Annotated in this window: 14 protein-coding genes; 7 read left to right on the top strand and 7 right to left on the bottom strand. The window is 69.3% G+C overall.

Annotated elements, in window-relative coordinates:
- The first annotated feature begins 29 nt into the window (after positions 1-29).
- Positions 30-2048 (top strand): UvrD-helicase domain-containing protein, encoded by a 2019-nt coding sequence (locus tag LFM09_RS31510; protein WP_414100208.1) that lies wholly within the window; start codon positions 30-32, stop codon positions 2046-2048.
- On the opposite strand, the gene cutA is transcribed toward LFM09_RS31510, so the two are convergent.
- Entirely contained in the window at positions 2031-2345 is a 315-nt protein-coding gene (gene cutA / locus LFM09_RS31515) for a divalent-cation tolerance protein CutA (protein WP_414100209.1), read from the bottom strand. The two genes, LFM09_RS31510 and cutA, sit on opposite strands and share 18 nt — an antisense overlap.
- Positions 2342-3343 carry an adenosine deaminase gene (add, locus tag LFM09_RS31520; RefSeq protein WP_414100210.1) on the bottom strand — a complete coding sequence of 334 codons (1002 nt, stop codon included), beginning with the start codon at positions 3341-3343 and terminating at the stop codon, positions 2342-2344. Before add ends, cutA begins: the two co-directional genes overlap by 4 nt.
- Before the next feature lie 107 nt (positions 3344-3450).
- Here add and LFM09_RS31525 point away from each other — a divergent pair, with 107 nt between their 5' ends.
- Together LFM09_RS31525 and LFM09_RS31530 are read left to right on the top strand one after the other, a co-directional pair.
- Positions 3451-5250, top strand: coding sequence for a Xaa-Pro dipeptidyl-peptidase (locus LFM09_RS31525; protein ID WP_414100211.1), 1800 nt, complete (start codon positions 3451-3453; stop codon positions 5248-5250).
- Positions 5251-5428: 178 nt separating this feature from the next.
- A complete protein-coding gene (locus LFM09_RS31530) occupies positions 5429-6472 on the top strand; it encodes a DUF4192 domain-containing protein (RefSeq protein WP_414100212.1) in 1044 nt (347 codons plus the stop codon).
- Here the strand turns inward: LFM09_RS31530 and LFM09_RS31535 are convergent.
- From LFM09_RS31535 to LFM09_RS31550, 4 genes are read right to left on the bottom strand one after another with little or no spacing between them, the layout of a single operon-like run.
- Entirely contained in the window at positions 6442-8445 is a 2004-nt protein-coding gene (locus LFM09_RS31535) for a prolyl oligopeptidase family serine peptidase (RefSeq protein ID WP_414100213.1), read from the bottom strand. The genes LFM09_RS31530 and LFM09_RS31535 overlap by 31 nt on opposite strands.
- Before the next feature lie 6 nt (positions 8446-8451).
- Positions 8452-9414, bottom strand: coding sequence for a UDP-glucose 4-epimerase GalE (galE, locus tag LFM09_RS31540; RefSeq protein WP_414100214.1), 963 nt, complete (start codon positions 9412-9414; stop codon positions 8452-8454).
- Positions 9415-9450: 36 nt separating this feature from the next.
- Positions 9451-10626: a galactokinase gene (gene galK / locus LFM09_RS31545; RefSeq protein WP_414100215.1), complete on the bottom strand. Its 1176-nt coding sequence runs from the start codon at positions 10624-10626 to the stop codon at positions 9451-9453.
- Positions 10623-11318: an iron dependent repressor, metal binding and dimerization domain protein gene (locus LFM09_RS31550; protein ID WP_414100216.1), complete on the bottom strand. Its 696-nt coding sequence runs from the start codon at positions 11316-11318 to the stop codon at positions 10623-10625. The genes galK and LFM09_RS31550 overlap by 4 nt, the downstream gene beginning before the upstream one ends.
- 77 nt (positions 11319-11395) lie before the next feature.
- Here LFM09_RS31550 and LFM09_RS31555 point away from each other — a divergent pair, with 77 nt between their 5' ends.
- Entirely contained in the window at positions 11396-12286 is an 891-nt protein-coding gene (locus LFM09_RS31555) for a sulfurtransferase (RefSeq protein WP_414100217.1), read from the top strand.
- Between the two features lie 136 nt (positions 12287-12422).
- On the opposite strand, the gene LFM09_RS31560 is transcribed toward LFM09_RS31555, so the two are convergent.
- The gene (locus LFM09_RS31560) at positions 12423-13040 is read right to left on the bottom strand and encodes a hypothetical protein (protein ID WP_414100218.1); all 618 of its coding nucleotides are present in this window, start codon (positions 13038-13040) and stop codon (positions 12423-12425) included.
- A gap of 155 nt (positions 13041-13195) precedes the next feature.
- Between LFM09_RS31560 and LFM09_RS31565 the strand changes: the two genes are divergently transcribed.
- The 3 genes from LFM09_RS31565 (at position 13196) to LFM09_RS31575 (ending at position 18031) form a co-directional block, all read left to right on the top strand.
- Positions 13196-14368, top strand: a complete 1173-nt coding sequence (locus tag LFM09_RS31565) for an acetoin utilization protein AcuC (RefSeq protein ID WP_414100219.1) — start codon at positions 13196-13198, stop codon at positions 14366-14368.
- Between the two features lie 6 nt (positions 14369-14374).
- Positions 14375-17050, top strand: a complete 2676-nt coding sequence (locus LFM09_RS31570; RefSeq protein ID WP_414100220.1) for a GNAT family N-acetyltransferase — start codon at positions 14375-14377, stop codon at positions 17048-17050.
- 195 nt (positions 17051-17245) lie between these two features.
- Complete coding sequence (locus LFM09_RS31575) at positions 17246-18031, top strand: glutamate ABC transporter substrate-binding protein (protein ID WP_414100221.1); 786 nt, start codon at positions 17246-17248, stop codon at positions 18029-18031.
- The last annotated feature ends 5 nt before the right edge of the window (positions 18032-18036 follow it).

Raw genomic sequence — 18036 nt, forward strand, 5'->3', positions numbered from 1 at the left:
GACAGAACTATTGTATCACAGGGGGCAAGGTGTTGGCGAGCGAACAGGCACGGATCACCTCGCTGTATGAAAAGCTCGATCAGGAACGGAACAAAGCGGCCGCCGGACTTGCGGACGCGCTGCGGGACACGCAGAGGCAGGACCGCGACGCCGCCGTCGACTTCTTGACCAGGCAGGTTGGGAAGTACCGGGCGGCGGAGGAGGGGCTGTGCTTCGGCCGTATCGACTTGGAGAAAGGCGAATGCACGTACATCGGGCGGGTCGGGTTGTTCGACGACGACTTCGAACCGCTGCTGCTCGACTGGCGTGCACCGGCGGCGCGGCCGTTCTACACCGCGACCGCCGCGAACCCGGAAGGCGTGGTGCTGCGTCGGCACTTCCGTGTCCGTGATCGGGAGTTGCGCGACTTCCACGACGACGAACTGCTGACCGACACGAAAGCCCTGCTCGACGCGCTCAACGCGCCGCGGACCGAGACGATGCGCGACATCGTCTCGACAATCCAGGCCGAGCAGGATGAGATCATCCGCTACTCGGGCCGCGGCGTGCTCGTGATCGAGGGCGGGCCCGGCACCGGCAAGACGGCCGTGGCGCTGCACCGCGTGGCATACCTGCTGTATACGCGCCGTGAACGCCTGTCGCGGCACGGCGTGCTGATCGTCGGTCCGAACACCGGCTTCCTCCGCTACGTCGGCGACGTCCTGCCGTCGCTGGGGGAGACCGACGTCGTGTTCGCGACGCCCGGCGAGCTCTACCCCGGTGTTGTCGCCGACGTCGACGCCGACCCGTCGTTGCAACGACTGAAAGGCGATATATCAGTTCTGGACCTGCTGGCCGTCGCCGTCGCCGACCGGCAGGAGCTCCCCGACGAACCCATCGACATCGAACTCGAGGACGTCGTCGTCCCGCTCGACGCGCACATCGCCGCCGTCGCGCGAGAGAAGACTCGCTATTACGGGCTGCCGCACAACGTCGCCCGCAAGTACTTCTTCCTCGCGCTCGCCGAGGAGCTCGTCGCGCCGGCGTTGCGGCAGATCGGCGTCGACTGGCCGGAGATCGAGGAGGACGTGCGGCACGAGCTGCGCCACAGCTCGGCGTTGCGCGACGCCGTCGACCGGTTGTGGCCCCAGCTCACGCCGACGCAGCTGCTCGCCGACCTGTACGCGGGCCGGTGCTTCCGCATCGGGGTGCCAGAGCTGTACCGCGAGGACGCCGAGGCGTGGACGGTGTCCGACATACCGCTGCTCGACGAACTCGACGAACTGCTCGGCTCGGACGGCGCCGCGGAACGGGCCGCAAAGCGCGAGGAGGAGGAACAACTCGAATACGCCCGCGGCGTGATGGACGTCCTGTCGATCGACAAGCGCGCTGACAGCGACGAGTACATCGTCACCGACTTCGTCAACGCCGAAGTGCTGGCCGCTCGGAACGAGGTGCGTGATCACCGCACTCTCGCGGAGCGCGCCGCCTCGGACCGTACGTGGACTTACGGACACGTCGTCGTCGACGAGGCACAGGAGCTGTCCGCAATGGACTGGCGCGTGCTGCTGCGCCGATGTCCCAACAGGTCCATGACCATCGTCGGCGACCTCGCGCAGCGCCAGGCCGCCGGCGGCGTCCGGAGCTGGGGCTCGGTGTTCGACCGGTTCACCTACCGCAGGCTGGAGGTCAACTACCGCACACCCGGCGAGATCATGGCCGTCGCCACCCCGGTCCTGAAGCTCGTCGACCCCGACGCGTCGGCGCCGACGTCGGTGCGCGCGACCGGCGTTCGCCCGTGGGCCCGCCGCGTGCCTGATATATCGGCAGCGGTGCACGACGAACTCGACGCGCACGCCGTTGCACGCAACAGCGGCACGATCGCGGTCATCGGCGAGGGTTGGATGCCGCCGCGCGCGTCGAAAGGTCTGGAGTTCGACGTCGTCCTCGTCGTCGAGCCGCAACGGATGTCGCCTAGCGAGCTGTACGTGGCGTTGACGAGGGCGACGCAACGACTCGGTGTCCTGCACACCGAGCCGCTGCCGCGTCATCTAAGAGGTCTCCTCTGAGACCCACGCGAGGTAGTCGTCGTTGCCCCCAACCACGGGGGTGACGATGACCTCGGGCGTGTCGTAGGTGTGATGCACCTTGATGTGGGCGACGAGGTCGTCGACGCGGGCGGCGGACGTCTTGACGACGCACTGCCACTCCGCGTCGACGCGCACCTCGCCGTCCCATCGGTAGACGCTGCGAATCGGCGCGATCTGCACGCACGCGCCGAGCCGCGCCTCGACGATCCCCTTCGCCAACGCCTCCGCGGCCTCGTCGGAGTCGACGGTCGTCGTCACCACACACGCACCACTCATAGGGCGTCGATCTCCTTCAGCAACTGGTCCTTCAGCTCGGCCGGTGCGAACGACGCTCGCACCCCGGCCCGTGCGAGGCCGGCGAGTTCGTCGCGACCGAACCCGAACCGCTCGTGGCACAGCAGGTACTCGCGGTCGAGATCGGTGTGGAACATGCCGGGGTCATCGGTGCTGATCGTCACCGGCACCCCGGCCTCCACGAGCCGCGGCAGGTGGTGTTCGTCCAGCGACTTCACCGCACCGGTGCGGATGTTCGACATCGGGCACACCTCAACGACGATCCCCTCGCCGGCGAGGTGCCGCAGCAGCTCGGGATCCTGCGCCGCGCTGACACCGTGCCCGATCCGTTCGGCCCTCAGGTCGCGCAACGCAGCCCAGATCTCGCTGGGCGGCATCGTCTCGCCGGCGTGCGGCACCATGTGCAGCCCGGCGTCACGCGCCATCGCGAACGCTTCCCGGAATTTCGCCCGAGGCGAGTCCGACTCGAAGCCGCCCAACCCGAACCCGACCAGTCCTTCAGGGCGGTACTCCGTCGCGTACCGCGCGGACGTCATGCCCCAGTCGCGGTCCCAGATCCCAGGGACGTCGAAGATCCACTGCAACGTCACGCCGTAGACGGCCAGAGCTTCGGCGCGTCCAGCCTCGAGAGCCTCGACGAGTTCGTCGGGCGCGATGCCCGCTCGCAGGTGGCTCGTCGCGCTGACGGTCACCTCTGCATATCGGATATTGGTTCGCGCGGCGTCGCGGGCGTATCCGACGACGAGGGTGCGGATGTCATCGCCAGTCGTGACGAGGTCGTTGACGACGCCGTAGACGTTGATGAAATGCCGGAAGTCCGTGAACTCGTAGAACTTCCGCAGTGCGGCCTCGTCGGTCGGCACCGGCCCGTCGGGGTGGTTGCGGGCGAGTGCGAGAACGGTGTCGACGGAAGCCGCGCCCACGAGGTGGACGTGCAGCTCGGCCTTCGGCAGCGCGTGGACGAAGTCGGAAATGTGCACGGTCCATGCTCTCAGGTCAAGAGCCGATCGACGGGTGACATGTCTTGCAGTCAAGGGGAAGGGTGCAGGGCGAAATCCCTGTCTCTGGTCCGCATTGGGGGTGCCTCGTGAGGGGCGCACGAAGAGTTGCACTGCTGACAGCGGTGCTGGTCCTGCCATTCCTGCCCGCGACGGCCCAGGCCGCCGAAGGGCCCGTGTTCAAAGACGGCGAGGCGCAACCCGTCTTCGACCCGAAGGACGTGGTGAAGGAAAGCCTCTGGGTCCGTGCACCGGTCGACAGCGACCGCGACGGCAAGGACGACGAGGTCTACACCGAGGTCGTCCGGCCGCGTGCCACCGAACGCGGTCTCAAGGTCCCCGTCGTCTACATGGTCAGCCCGTACTTCTCGGGCGGTAACGACGTTGCCAACCACAACGTCGACGTCGAACTGTATGTGCCTGACAAGCGCAACGGCCGCTTGCTCAAGGCTTCCGCCGACGAGCGCGTCGCCGCCGCAGTCGGCCCGAACCCGATCATCTCGACTCGCTACGAGGCTTACTTCATCTCGCGCGGGTACGCCGTCGTCTACGCGGAATCGCTTGGCACCGGCAAGTCAACGGGCTGCCCGACGACGGGCGACGTCAACGAGACGATCGGTGCGCGCGTCGTCGTCGACTGGCTCAACGGCCGTGCGTCGGCACGTACTGCCACGGGCGAAGCGATCAAGGCGACATGGTCGACCGGTAAGACCGGCATGATGGGCGTCTCCTACAACGGAACGCTGCCCAACGCCGTCGCCTCCACGGGTGTGCGCGGTCTGGAAGCCATCGTGCCGATCGCCGCGATCTCCAGCTGGTACGACTACTACCGCGCGGACGGCGCCGTCGTCGCGCCCGGCACGTTCCAGGGCGAGGACGCCGACGTGCTCGCGGAGTACGTCTACACGCGCGCGGACCGGGAGATCTGCAAGCCGATCATCGCTGAGATCGCGAAGGACCAGGACCGCATCACCGGCGACTACAGCAAGTTCTGGGACGACCGGAACTACCTCAACGACGTGCGCAAGGTCCGCGCGGCCGTGCTCGCCGTCCACGGGCTCAACGACTGGAACGTCAAGATGACGCACGTCGAGCAGTGGTACGAGGCGCTCAAGAAGAACGGTGTGCCGCGCAAGATCTGGCTGCACCAGTCCGGGCACACGGATGCCGACACGCTGCGTTCGGTGGAGTGGCGGCGCACGCTGAACCGCTGGTTCACCCAGTACCTCTGGGGCCACCGCAACGGCGTCGACAAGGAGCCGAAGGCGACCCTGCAGCGCGAGGACAAGACGTGGGTCGACGAGAAGGACTGGCCGGCTCCCGGCACGTCCGACGTGCAGCTGCGGCTGACCGCGGGCGGTTCGGCCAAGGGCGGTCTCGGGGTGCGTCCCGGTAAGGGCGTGGAGAAGCTGACCGACGACGCGACGAAGACGGCGGAGTCGTTGATCGACCAGGCCACCTCACCGCACCGCCTGTCCTACACGACGGAGCCGACGCAGAAGCCGTTGCGGCTGTCCGGCAAGTCGACCGCGCACCTGCGGATCGCGTTCGACCGGCCCGCTGCCAATGTGACGACGTTGCTCGTCGACCGTGCCCCGGACGGCAAGTCGCACGTCATCACGCGCGGCTCCACCGACCCGCAGAACCGGGAGCGGCCGGACAAGACGTCGCCGATCAAGCCGGGCAAGTTCTACGACGTCGACGTGCCGATCGTCCCGGACGACTACGTCCTGAAGGCCGGTCACCGGCTCGAGTTCGTGCTGATCTCCAGCGACTACGACTACACGCTGCGCCCGAAGCCGGGTGTCGGCCTGTCGCTGGACCTCGCCCGGACCAAGGTCGAGCTGCCGGTCGTCGGCGGCTGGCGCGCCTTGTTCCAGACGTTCTGATGTGACGCCGCGCTGCGGTCCTGAGAGCAGGGACCGCAGCGCGGCAACCTAGCACCCACCCCCGACAAAACCGCTCATCGGAGCGGTCCAAGATCTCAACCTGTCCACAACCACCGAGTAATCCACAACTTCGCGACACCCCAGCTCACCCACCCACCCAACCCGACAAAGTGGGCCCATGCCCACCACCCTCCCCAAACCGATCCGCGTCCGTGGCGCCGGCGACCTCTACGCCGCGATCCCGCACCTGATGGGGTTCCACCCCGCCGACTCACTCGTCGTGCTGGTGCTGAAGGACAGCCTGATCAGCATGACCATGCGCGTCGACCTGCCCCGTCCACGACATAGGGGCGCGCTAGCGGCACAACTGGAGACGCCGCTGCTGGAACACGAGGCGACCGAGGTCATCCTCGCGGTCGTCTGCGCACCGTCATCACACATGCCAGAGGAACTGCCGCACGAACCGTTGGTGTCCGCGCTCAGACACAAGCTCGGTGGCGTGGGTATCGACGTCGTTGAGGCGGTGTGGCTGCCGTCGTGTGAGAAAGACGCGCCCTGGCTCTGCTACATCGACGTCGACTGCCACGGGACGTTGCCAGACCCGCAAGTGTCAGCCGTGGCTGTCGCGTCGGCACACGACGGCAACGTGACGTTCGAGTCGCGAGCCGCCATGGCCGCGATCGCCGCGCATGATCCGCCCGAGGCGCTGGAACGCAGATCCGCGATGCTCGACAAACTCGCGGAGACCTCTCTCGAACTCGATCCCGGCACCGAACTGCGCCGGGTTCGCGAAGCGATCCACGCTGTGGAGGACCGCAAGGGCCCGTTGCCCGACGAGGAGATCGTGGCGCTGGCGCAGGCGTTGACGCTGCCCGAGGTGCGCGACGCGAGCTTGGGGTTCGCGGCGGAGGGCAACGCCAGGCAGGCCGAGCGGTTGTGGCTGGAGCTCACGAGAGCGTGTCCGGCACCCGAACGCGCAGAACCCGCGTGCCTGCTGGCGTTCTTCGCCTACCACCGCGGCGATGGCGGGATCGCGTCCATCGCGCTCGACGCGGCGGACGAAGCCTTGCCGGGCCACGCGTTGGCGAGACTGCTTCGTGCCGCGATCAGCGCCGCGATGCCGCCCGAGGAGCTGAGGGCGCTGTCGAGGAAGTACCTCGACAGCGCCCGTCGCTTGCTCGTCGGTCGTGATCAGAGCAGTTCTGGCCGTTCCCAGTCCTGATCCAGGACGTGCTCGGCCAGGAAAGCGAACACCGTCTCGTACCAGACCCGAGAGTTTCCGGGGGTGAGGATCCAGTGGTTTTCGGTCGGGAAGTAGAGGTACTTCGCGTTGACCCCGTGGCGGACGAGGTCGAAGTACAGCCGGTGCCCCTCGCCGATGGGAACCCGGTAGTCCTTGTCCCCGTGGATGACCAGCATCGGGGTCTTGATGTCGGCGACCCGCAGGTGCGGAGAGTTGGCCAGGATCCGCTCCGGCTGGGTGAGAGGGTCGCCCATCTCCCGCATCCAGAAGTAGGAGCTGTCGGTGCCGCCGGAGAACGCGTCGAGGTGCCACAGCGAGGCGTGGGTGACGATCGCGCGGAACCGGTCGGTCTGGGTGGCGATCCAGTTGGCCATGTAGCCACCGAAGGACCCGCCCATGGCCGCGGTCCGCGAGGCGTCGATGTCGGCCCGCTCGGCGGCGACGTCCGTGATGGCCATGAGGTCGGTGTAGGGCTCGGCGCCCCAGCGGCCCCACCCGGCCTTGATGAAGTCGGGGCCGTACCCGGTGGACAGCGCCGGGTCGGGCAGCAGGACTGCGTAGCCGCGGGCGGCCATCAGCCACGGGTTCCAGCGCCAGCTCCAGCCGTTCCAGCTCATGACCGGGCCGCCGTGGACCCAGAGCAGCAGCGGCGCGGGGGAGTCGGCGGAGGCGCCTTCGGGCAGCACCAGCCAGGAGCGGACGGTCCTGCCGTCGGCGACGACCGTGGAGATCTCCGTGACGGTGCCGGGCACCGCGGCGACGGAACCGGGAGCACGCAAGCGTTCCGGGTCCTGGTCGGCTCCGGTCGTGGCGAACCGCACTGGTTGTGGCGGGTGGTCGATCGAGTTGCGCAGTGCGTACAACGTCTTGCCGTCCGGGCTCACGACCACGTCGCTGTAGTAGCCGGAGAGCGTCAGCTTCGTGACCTCGCCCGTCGCGAGGTCCAGCCGCCACACCGGCTGGTGGCCGAGGTGGCTGGCGGCGAAGAAGACCGCCGACCCGTCCGGGCTGACCACCGGGTGGTCCGGCTCCTCCTGGAAGTCTGGCGCCAGTGGCGTGATCGAGCCGTCCGCCAGGTCGATGCGCACCAAGCTGCGCCGGTACGGCGAGTCCACAGTGGACTCCTCGAACCGGATCGCGATCACCGCGGTGGCGTCGGGGGTGAAGGCGGGGTCGAAGAAGGAGAAGCCTTCCTCGGACGCGATGGTGCGCGAGGCGCCACCGGTCGTGGCCACGAGGCGCAGTTCGGTCCGGCGGCCGTAGGAGGCGCTGACGTCCACGTCGTGGGCGTAGACAGCCCACTTCCCGTCCGGGCTGAGCGCGATGTCCTCGTCGTTGAGCCGGCTTTCGGTGTCCTCGCTGAGAGCGGTGACGTTCTCGGCGGTGATGTCGCCGAGCGGCACGGAGAACAGCCGCGGGTAGCTCGGGCCGAGGTCGGCGTCCCAGTACCTGATCGGGTACGACTCGTGCAGGATCGCGGTCACGCCGGCGTCCTCGCGAGCCTTGCGCTTGGCGTCGTCCTCGCCGCCGAACTCCGTGAAGCGGTACGCCGACGACGTGAGCATCACCGTCTCGCCCGCCGCGCGGAGATGACCGACTCCGCCGCCCGGCCGCAGGACCTCGGCGGCCTCACCGTGGACTGGAAGCCGCCACAGCGCCTTCTGTTCCTTGCTCTCGCCCGGTTTCGCGAGCGGGTCCGGGCGAGCCGACAGGAACAGCAGCGATCCGTCGGGCGCGAAGGTGGGGGAGGAGTCGCCCTTGGCGGAGCGGGTGAGCCGGACGGCTTCCCGCTCGCCGGTGGGGTCGATCTCCCAGAGAGCGCCCTGCCACGTCTTGCCGTCCGGGGCGAGCGAGGAGACGACGGTGACGAGCCGTGTGCCGTCCGGGGACAGCGCGAGCGACGCGAGCCGCGGGGTGGCGTTGTAGCTTTCGAAGGCAGCGAAGTCGGTCATGCCGGCTCAGGCCCCGTGCCGGGCGCGGGTGAACTCCCACGCGTCACGGACGATGCCGGCGAGGTCGGCGCGCTCGGGCTTCCAGCCGAGGTCCGTGCGGGCCCGCTCGGCGGAGGCGACGAGGACGGCCGGATCGCCGGCACGCCTCGGCGCGACGACTGCGGGGATCGGGTGGCCGGTGACCTCGCGGCAGGTGTCGATGACCTGCTTGACGGAGAAACCGGTGCCGTTGCCGAGGTTGTAGATCCGGTGCTCGCCGGCGGTGGCGTGGTCGAGCGCGAGGAGGTGGGCGTCCGCGAGGTCCGTGACGTGGATGTAGTCGCGGATGCAGGTGCCGTCCTCGGTGGGCCAGTCCTCACCGTAGATCGAGATGTGCTCCCGCTGCCCGAGCGCGACCTGGAGGACGAGCGGGATCAGGTGGGTCTCGGTCGCGTGCCGCTCGCCGATGCTGCCGTAGGCGCCGGCGACGTTGAAGTACCGCAGGCTCGTCGCCGCCAGGCCGTGCGCGGCGGCGTACGACGTGATCGCGTGGTCGATGGCCAGCTTGGTGGCGCCATAGGTGTTCGTCGGCGCGGTGGGGGCGCTCTCGGGGATCGGCACCTCGCGCGGCTCGCCGTACGTCGCGGCAGTCGAGGAGAAGACGAGCTTCGGCGTGCCGTGATCCTTCATCGCGTCGAGCAGACGAATCGCAGTGAGGACGTTGCCCGTCCAATACTTGCCGGGGTCCTGCATGGACTCGCCAACGAGGGACTTCGCCGCGAAGTGCAGAACGCCGTCGAACCCTTCCGCGAGGACGTCGCCGATCACTTCCGCGATGTCGCCCCGGATGAAGCGCGCTCCCGCAGGGACGGCGTCCTCGTGGCCGGTCGAGAGGTCGTCGAGGACGACCACCTCGTGGCCAGCTTCGAGCAGCCGGGCAGCGCAGACGCTGCCGACGTATCCGGCCCCGCCCGTGACGAGCAGCTTCACCACAGTCCTCGCATTCCTAGTCAGGATCGTTTTTCGCTACCGGTCCCTGCCCGCGCCCGCGGACGGAACCGCCGTGAAGAGCCTCGGCCGGGTGAGCGATCGAGAGGCGAAGCCGGCGAGCACCCGGCGTTCGACCTCGTCGCGTCGCTCGACTGGTACGAGAGCGATCGCCGAGCCGCCGAAGCCGCCGCCGATCATGCGGGCGCCGAGCGCCCCGGCCTCCATGGCGGAGTCGACGGCGACGTCGAGCTCCAGGCAGGAGACCCGGTAGTCGTCCCGCAGGCTCGCGTGCGAGGCCGAGATGAGGGTGCCGATGTCGGCGAGCTTGCCCGCGCGGAGCAGTTCGACGGTGCGCAGGACCCGGTCGTTCTCGGTCACGACGTGCCGCACCAGCGGACGCAGCTCTTCGGGCAGCCGGACGAGCGTGTCGTCGAGCTCGGCGATGTCGACGTCGCGCAGCGCGGGGACGCCGAGGATGCCGGCGGCCCGCTCGCAGCCGGCCCGCCGGGCGCCGTAGCCGCCGTCGACGTGGGAGTGGCTGGCGCGGGTGTCGATGACGAGCACCTCGAGGCCGCTGGCAGCCGCGTCGAACGCGACCTGTTCCGGCTTGCCGGAGCGCACGTCGTAAAACAGCGCGTGCGCTTCGATGCAGCACAGCGATGCAGTCTGGTCGAGGATGCCGGTTGGCGCGCCCACGAAGTCGTTCTCGGAGCGCTGCACCCAACGGGCGATGTCCGGCCGCTCGGCGTCGACGCCGGCGAGGCCGAGCAGCGCGAGGGCGACCGCGCACTCCAGGGCGTGCGACGAGGAGAGACCGGCCCCCGCGGGAACGTCGCCCGCGATGACGAGGTCCGCCCCGCCGGTGACGGCGATCCCCTGCTCACGCAGGGCCCAGGCGACTCCGCTGGGGTACGCGGCCCACCCCTTGACGGTGCCTGGGATTAGGTCGGCCACCACGACCGGCGCCGCGTCCTGCACCCCGCCGTCGTCGCCGAGCGTGCTGACGGTCAGCAGACCGTCGGCACGGGGCGACGCCGCGACCGCGATGCGGTGGGGCAACGCGAACGGCAGCACGTAGCCGTCGTTGTAGTCGGTGTGCTCGCCGATGAGGTTGACGCGGCCCGGTGCCGACCAGACCCCTTGGGGAGTGCGCCCGTGCAGGCGCTCGAAAGCCTCGGCCGCCTTCGCCGCCGGGGCCGACGCCTGGGTCACCGGGCGAGCACCAGGACGGCGTGGGCGACCGCGGGGTCGAGTTCCGCCACGTGGCCGTTGCCGCCGCGCACCTGGACGACCTTGGCGCCACCCAGCGCCTCGACCTCCACGGTGCCGCCGGGCACCACGCCGGCGTCCTTCAGTTCGGCCATCAGATCCGGGTCGAGCTGGACGTGCTCGGCGATGCGGCGCACCTCGACACGGCCACCGCCGCGGCGGGCCACCTCGTCCACGCGCACCAGGTCCGCCTCGGCGGGCGGGGCGGGCTCGCCGTCGCCCAGCTTGTCGAGGCCGGGGATCGGGTTGCCGTAGGGCGAGGTGGTGGGGTTGCCGAGCAGCTTGACGAGCTTGCGCTCGACCGCCTCGCTCATCACGTGCTCCCAGCGGCATGCCTCGCTGTGCACGTGCTCCCATTCGAGCCCGATGATGTCCACGAGGAGGCGCTCGGCGAGCCGGTGCTTGCGCATGACGGCGATCGCGAGGTTGCGGCCCTGCTCGGTGAGCTCGAGGTGGCGGTCCTCCGCCACGATCACCAGGCCGTCGCGTTCCATGCGGCCGACGGTCTGGCTCACCGTCGGTCCACTTTGGCCGAGACGCTCGGCGATGCGGGCGCGCAGTGGCACCACGCCCTCTTCCTCGAGCTCGTAGATCGTGCGGAGATACATCTCCGTGGTGTCGATGAGGTCGTTCACACCCGCTCCCCTTCGTATGGTGTCAATGGTAGTCGTGCCGGGGGACACAGGTGTCCGCGCGGTGCAGGATGTGAGTCGTGCATCCCTTGATCACTCCTGAAGCTCTCGCTGACGCGCTGAGTGCGCGGCCGGCCACCGTCGTGCTGGACGTCCGGTGGCGGCTCGGCGGACCACCCGGACGCCAAGACTACGAGGTCAGCCACGTGCCCGGCGCGGTGTACGTGGACCTGGACACCGAGTTGTCCGCCGCGCCGGGGGTTGGCGGCCGGCATCCGCTGCCCGAGCCGGAGCGGTTGCAGGAGGTGTTGCGGCGCGCCGGCGTGCGTGAGGGCGGGCGTGTTGTGGCGTACGACTCGGGGGACGGGTCGGTGGCCGCGCGGGTGTGGTGGCTGCTGCGGTGGGCCGGGTATGGCGAGGTCGCGGTGCTGGACGGCGGGTTCGCCGCGTGGGAGGCGGCCGGGCTGCCGGTGACCGCGGAGGAGCCAGTGCCGGCCGAGGGTGACGCTGCTGGTGACGTGGTCGTGCGGCCTGGGCAGATGCCCGTGCTGGATGCGGACGGGGCGGCGGCGCTGGCTCGCGAGGGCGTGTTGCTCGATGCTCGGGCGCCGCAGCGGTATCGCGGAGAGACCGAGCCGGTCGATCCCAAGGCCGGGCACATCCCTGGGGCGCTCAACGCGCCGTCGGCCGGGCATGTCGGTGGTGACGGGCGGTGGCTCGGTGCGGCGGAGCTGGCCGAGCGGTTCGCGGCCATCGGGGTGCCCGGTGGGGCGGCTGGGGGTGGCGCGGCTGCGGACGCTGCGGGTGGGGACGTGGCGGTTGGCGCCTACTGCGGGTCTGGGGTGACCGCCTCGTCCGTGGTGCTGGCGTTGGAGGTTGCGGGGATCACGTCGGCCGAGAAGCCCGCGGCGTTGTACGCCGGGTCGTGGTCCAACTGGTGTGCGTTGGATCGGGAGGTTGCCACCGGCTGACGTTGGCCTGGCCTGGCCTGGCCCGGCCCGGTCGGTGAACTGGGCCGGGCCGGTCTGGTGGTGGCGCGGCCAGGCGGTGGTCGTTCTGGCGGTGGGTTGGTCCGGCGGTGGGTTGGTCCGGCGGTGGGGTGGATGGTCAGGCGTTGGGGATTCGGTTGAAGCCCTCGGTGGCCAGTTTCAAGGCGATGGGGCAGGTGTCCAGGTCCTCGATCGCCAGGACGCTCACGGAGAAGGCCGGGGTGATGACGTTCGGGTCGTCGGTCAGCATGACGGTGACCTGGCAGTCTTCCTTGCCGTTGGAGACCTGCCAGGCGGTGTTGCCGCCGATCTCGATCTGCTTCTTCTCCCCTTCGCCGTCTGCCACGTCCGGGACCGTGACCATCTGGGTGATCACGGCGGACGGGTCGGTGGTGGTGTGGATGCAGCCACCGTCCGCTGAGGACTTGGCGCCGGTGGCGGACTCGATGTCCGCGGCCTTGAGGACGCCGCAGGTTTCGAGGCCGGCTGCCTTCTTCTTGGTGGTGATCTTCACGTTGGCCGGCTTTTGGGCGGTGGGGTCCGCGGGCTTCGTGGCTGAGGTGCTGGCGGGCGGCTTCTTCGAGGTCGAGGTGCGATCGTCGGCCGGATCGGGGGCGGCGTTCGTGTCGGCCACCGCGGAGCCTTTGACCTGCTCGGCACAGCCTGTGGCGGCGGCCAGGGTCAGGCCCAGGGCTAGGGCCAGGGCGGGGAGGTTGGCCGCTCGTCGCAGGTGCATGTCGCCTCTGACCCCTGTTCGGTGGGTTTGGTTCCGGGGTGGGCCCGGTGTTCGTGGGTGGCGGCTCGGACTGTAGGCGGGTCGGTGAGCGGGGGCACGGGCGAGCTACCAACACGTGATCACCGGTTGGGCCGGTTGGTGGGTAGATTTTGGCCATGGGTAAGCCAGCCGCTGTTGTCTGGGATCGGTCCTTCCTCGGGTACGACCTCGGTGGCGACCATCCGCTGAATCCCGTTCGGCTCGACCTCACGATTCGGCTCGCCACCGCGCTGGGGGTGTTGGACGGGGTCGAGTTGCGGGTGCCTGGGGCGGCCAGTGACGAAGAGATCGAGCTCGTGCACCGGCCTGGGTATTTGAGTGCGGTGCAGGCGGCGCCCACGGCTGGGTGGGATGTCGGGCATGGGTTGGGGACGCCGGACAACCCTGTGTTCGAGCGGATGCACGAGGCTTCGGCGTTGGTGGTCGGTGGGTCGTTGGCGGCGGCTCGGGCCATTGCGTCGGGGGAGGTGGACCGGGCGGTCAACATCGCGGGTGGGTTGCACCACGCGATGCCGGACAATGCGGCTGGGTTCTGCGTTTACAACGACTGTGCGGTGGCCATCGAGTGGTTGTTGCGCAACGGGGTTGAGCGTGTCGCGTATGTGGATGTCGATGTGCATCACGGGGACGGGGTGCAGACGGCGTTCTGGGACGACCCGCGGGTGTTGACCATTTCGTTGCACCAGCACCCGATGAGTTTGTGGCCGGGTACCGGGTGGGCCGGCGAGGTCGGTGGCGCGGGGGCCGAGGGGAGTGCGGTCAACGTCGCGTTGCCGGCGGGGACGAAGGACGGGGCGTGGTTGCGGGCGTTTCACGCGACGGTGCCGGCGTTGCTGAAGGCGTTCGGGCCGCAGGTGTTGGTCACGCAGTGCGGGGTGGACACGCACAAGGAGGATCCGCTTGCGGATCTGGCGTTGAGCGTTGACGGGCATCGGGCGATCTACCAGGCGTTCCGGGAGCTGGTGAACGAACACGGGTTCAAGTGGCTGGCGCTCGGGGGTGGCGGGTACGAGCTGCTCAGGGTGGTGCCGCGGTCGTGGACTCACCTGCTGGCGACGGTGCTGGACCGTGACGTCGACCCGAACCGGCCGTTGCCCGCGGACTGGGTGGCGCATGCGACACGCATCGCACCTGACTGGCCATTGCCTGCGTCGATGACCGATGAGTGCGACCCTGTGCACCAGCCGTGGGGCGGGGACGCGGAGGAGCCGGTGGACAAGGCGATCCGTGACACGCGTCGCGCGGTGTTCCCGTTGCACGGACTTGATCCCGACGACCCCAGGGACTGACCACCAGTGGGCGCTGACAGAGATCCAGCTGCCGGAGATCCAGCCACCAGGGATCCAGCTGCCAGGGATCCGTTCGACTTTCCCCGGCACTGGGAGGCGGATGTCGTCCTGAGCGACGGCGGAACCGTCCACCTGCGACCGATCACGCCGGACGACGGCGAGAAGCTGCGGGAGTTCCACGGCAGGTTGTCCGAGCGGACGCGGTACTTCCGGTACTTCGGGCCCTACCCGCGGATCCCGCAGCGGGACCTCGAGCGGTTCAGCACGGTGGACCACCACGATCGGGTGGCGATCATCGCGTTGCTCGGGGACGACATCGTCGCCGTCGGCCGGTTCGACCGGCTGCACGAGGGGGAGAGCGCCGAGGTCGCGTTCGTCGTCGAGGACGGGCATCAGGGGCGCGGGCTGGGCAGCATCCTGCTGGAGCACCTCGCCGCGGCGGCCCGGGAGGTGGGGCTGACGCGGTTCGAGGCCGAGGTGCTGGCCGAGAACGGGCAGATGGTCCGGGTGTTCCGCGACGCCGGCTACCAGGTCAGCAGGGCGTTCGAGGAGGGTGTGCTGCACCTGGAGTTCGCGATCGATCCCACCGACGAGTCCGTCGCCGTCGCCAGGGCCCGAGAGCAGGCCGCCGAGGCCCGCAGCGTGCACAACCTGCTGCATCCGAAGTCAGTCGCCGTCATCGGGGCCTCCACCGACCCGACCAAGATCGGGCACGCGGTCCTCAAGAACCTCCTCGAATCCGACTTCAACGGGCCCGTCTACCCGGTCAACGCCGAGCACCGCGCGGTGCGGGGCGTCCGGGCCTACCCGACCGTGCTCGACATCCCCGACGACGTCGACCTCGCCGTCGTCGCCGTCCCCGCGGCCAGTGTCGACGAGGTCATGGACGGTTGCCTCGCCAAGGGTGTGAAGGCGCTCGTCGTCGTCAGCAGCGGCTACGGCGAGACGGGGCCAGACGGCAAGTCGGCCGAACGCAGGCTCGCGGCCGAGGCGAGAGCGCACGGCATGCGTGTCGTCGGTCCGAACGCCCTCGGCGTGCTCAACCTCGACCCGAAGGTCCGCCTCAACGCGAGCCTCGCCCCGAAGCTGCCAGCACGGGGCCGCGCGGGCTTCTTCTGCCAATCTGGCGCCCTCGGCACGGCCATCCTCGCCAACGCCGCGGGCTGGGGCCTGGGGCTGTCCACGTTCGTCTCAGCGGGCAACCGCGCCGACGTCTCCGGCAACGACCTGCTGCAGTACTGGGAGACCGACCCCGCCACCGACGTCGTGCTGCTCTACCTGGAGTCGTTCGGCAACCCGCGCAAGTTCGCCAGGCTGGCCCGCAGGCTCGGCCGCACCAAGCCCATCGTCGCGGTCAAGTCCGGCCGGCACGCCGTCGTCCCCGGCCTGGCGGCGACCGGCGCGAAGGTCGACGAGGCGAGCGTCCAGGCGTTGTTCGAACAGGCCGGCGTGATCAGGGTCGAGTCGCTGGCCCAGCTGTTCGACACCGCCCTGCTGCTCGCCCACCAGCCGCTGCCCAGGGGCAAGCGCGTCGCCGTCGTCGGCAACTCGACCGCCATCGGCCTGCTCGCCGCCGACACGCTGCTCGCGCAGGACCTCGAACTCGCCGGCGACCCCGTCGACGTCGGCGCCCAGGCCACCCCGGAGGAGTTCGCCAAAGCGGTCGAAGAAGCCCTCGCCCGCCCCGACACCGACGCCCTGGTCGTCGTGTTCGTGCCACCGATCGCGGTCCCCGGCGCGGCGTACGCCCGCGCGCTCAAGGAAGCCGCGCACCGCACGAAGCCGATCGTCTCCACGTTCCTCGCGGTCGAGGGCATCCCTGAGGAGCTGCGGGTGCCGGGCATGGGCTCGATCCCCAGCTACGCGAGCCCGGAACGCGCGGTCCTCGCACTCGCCCGCGCCATCCGCTACGCCCGCTGGCGTGCCGCGCCACAGGGTCACTTCACGCGACCGGACGGCATCGACACCGACGCGGCCCGGTCCATTGTGGACCGTACGCTCGGGCAGACCGACCAGGCGATCGACGACGACACCGTGCTCGAACTCCTGAACTGCTACGGCATCGACGTCGTCCCGTTCCGCATCGTGCGCAGCGCCGAGGAAGCCGTGCGCGTGGCGGACGAACTCGGCTACCCGGTCGCCATGAAGGCCACCAGCGAACGCCTCCGCCACCGCACGGACCTCGTCGGCGTCCGGCTCGACATCGCCCACGCCGAATCGGTCACCGGCGCCTACCAGGACCTCGCGGAACTCTCCGGCAAACCGGACGTGTACGTGCAACGCATGGCGCCCAAGGGAGTCAGCTGCGTCCTCGGCCTGCAGGACGACCCGAGCTTCGGCACGCTGGTCTGGTTCGGACTGTCGGGTCTGGTGAGCGATCTCCTCGGCGATCGTGCCTACCGAGCAGTACCCCTCACCGACACCGACGCGGCGGAACTCGTTGCGGCACCGAAAGCAGCACCCCTGCTGACCGGTTACCGCGGCGACGAACCCGCGGACCTGAAAGCACTTCAGGAACTGGTACTCCGTTTGGCCGCACTGGCGGAGGACCTTCCGGAGGTGCGATCGCTGAAGCTCGAACCCGTTCTTGCTTCTGCCGCAGGGGCTTTCGTCAGCAGCGCGCGCATCGTCGTCGGCCCGCCCCCGTCCCTGCACGACGCTGGTCCGCGCCGCTTGCGCTGATCGGGCTACGGCACCGATTCCGTTGTCTCATTCGCTCTCGGGTATGGACATGCGTCCGATCGCCGCTTAGGTTTCCGGCATCGCCGAGGATGCACCCGACCAGGTGTATCGGCGCATGCCCGTGGAATAACGCAGTAAGAGGGACGAATGACGCCGAGAGCGCTACTCCGCCTGGTGGCGACAACATGTGCGGCTGTGCTGCTCCTCGCTTCGTGCGCGGGTGGTGACGAGTCCACGATGGTGGGCAAGGTCAGCGCGAACGACCGCATGACCATCGCCGTGTCGTACGACCAGCCGGGTATGGCGGTGCGCAGGCTCGACGGCAGCTACCGCGGGTTCGACGTCGACGTCGCCAAGTTCATCGCGAACGAGCTGGGTGTCAAAGAGCAGGACATCACCTGGAAGGAAGCGCAGCCGGGCAACCGGGAGACGCTCCTGACCAGCGGTGAAGCCGACATGGTCGTGTCCACCTATTCGATCACGGACAAGCGCAAGGAGATCGTCGACTTCGTCGGCCCGTACTTCGTCGCCGGCCAGGACCTGCTCGTGCGCATGAACGAGAGCCGCATCGAGGGCCCGAGGTCGCTCAACGCGAGCCTGCGCCTGTGCTCCACCGCAGGCTCCACGTCCGCCGCGTACGTCAAGGAGCAGTTCGCGAAGGACGTGAACCTGGTCGAGTACGCGAAGTTCAGCGACTGCGTGACGGCCCTGCTCGCACAGAACGTCGACGCCGTCACCACCGACGACGTCCTCCTCGCCGGGTACGCCGCCCAGAACCCCGAACTGCTGCGGGTCGTCGGCGACCCGTTCAGCAAGGAGGAGTACGGCGTCGGCCTGCACCGCGACGACCCCAGCAGCAAGGCGAAGGTCCAGGCCGCGCTGCAGAAGATGATCGACACGGGCGCCTGGCGGAAGTCGCTGGAGACCAACATCGGATCTTCCGGCTACAAGATCCCCGACCCGCCGAAGCTGGCGCCCTGATCACA

Source organism: Lentzea alba (genome assembly GCF_047445655.1).
Taxonomy (GTDB): Bacteria; Actinomycetota; Actinomycetes; order Mycobacteriales; family Pseudonocardiaceae; genus Lentzea; species Lentzea alba_A.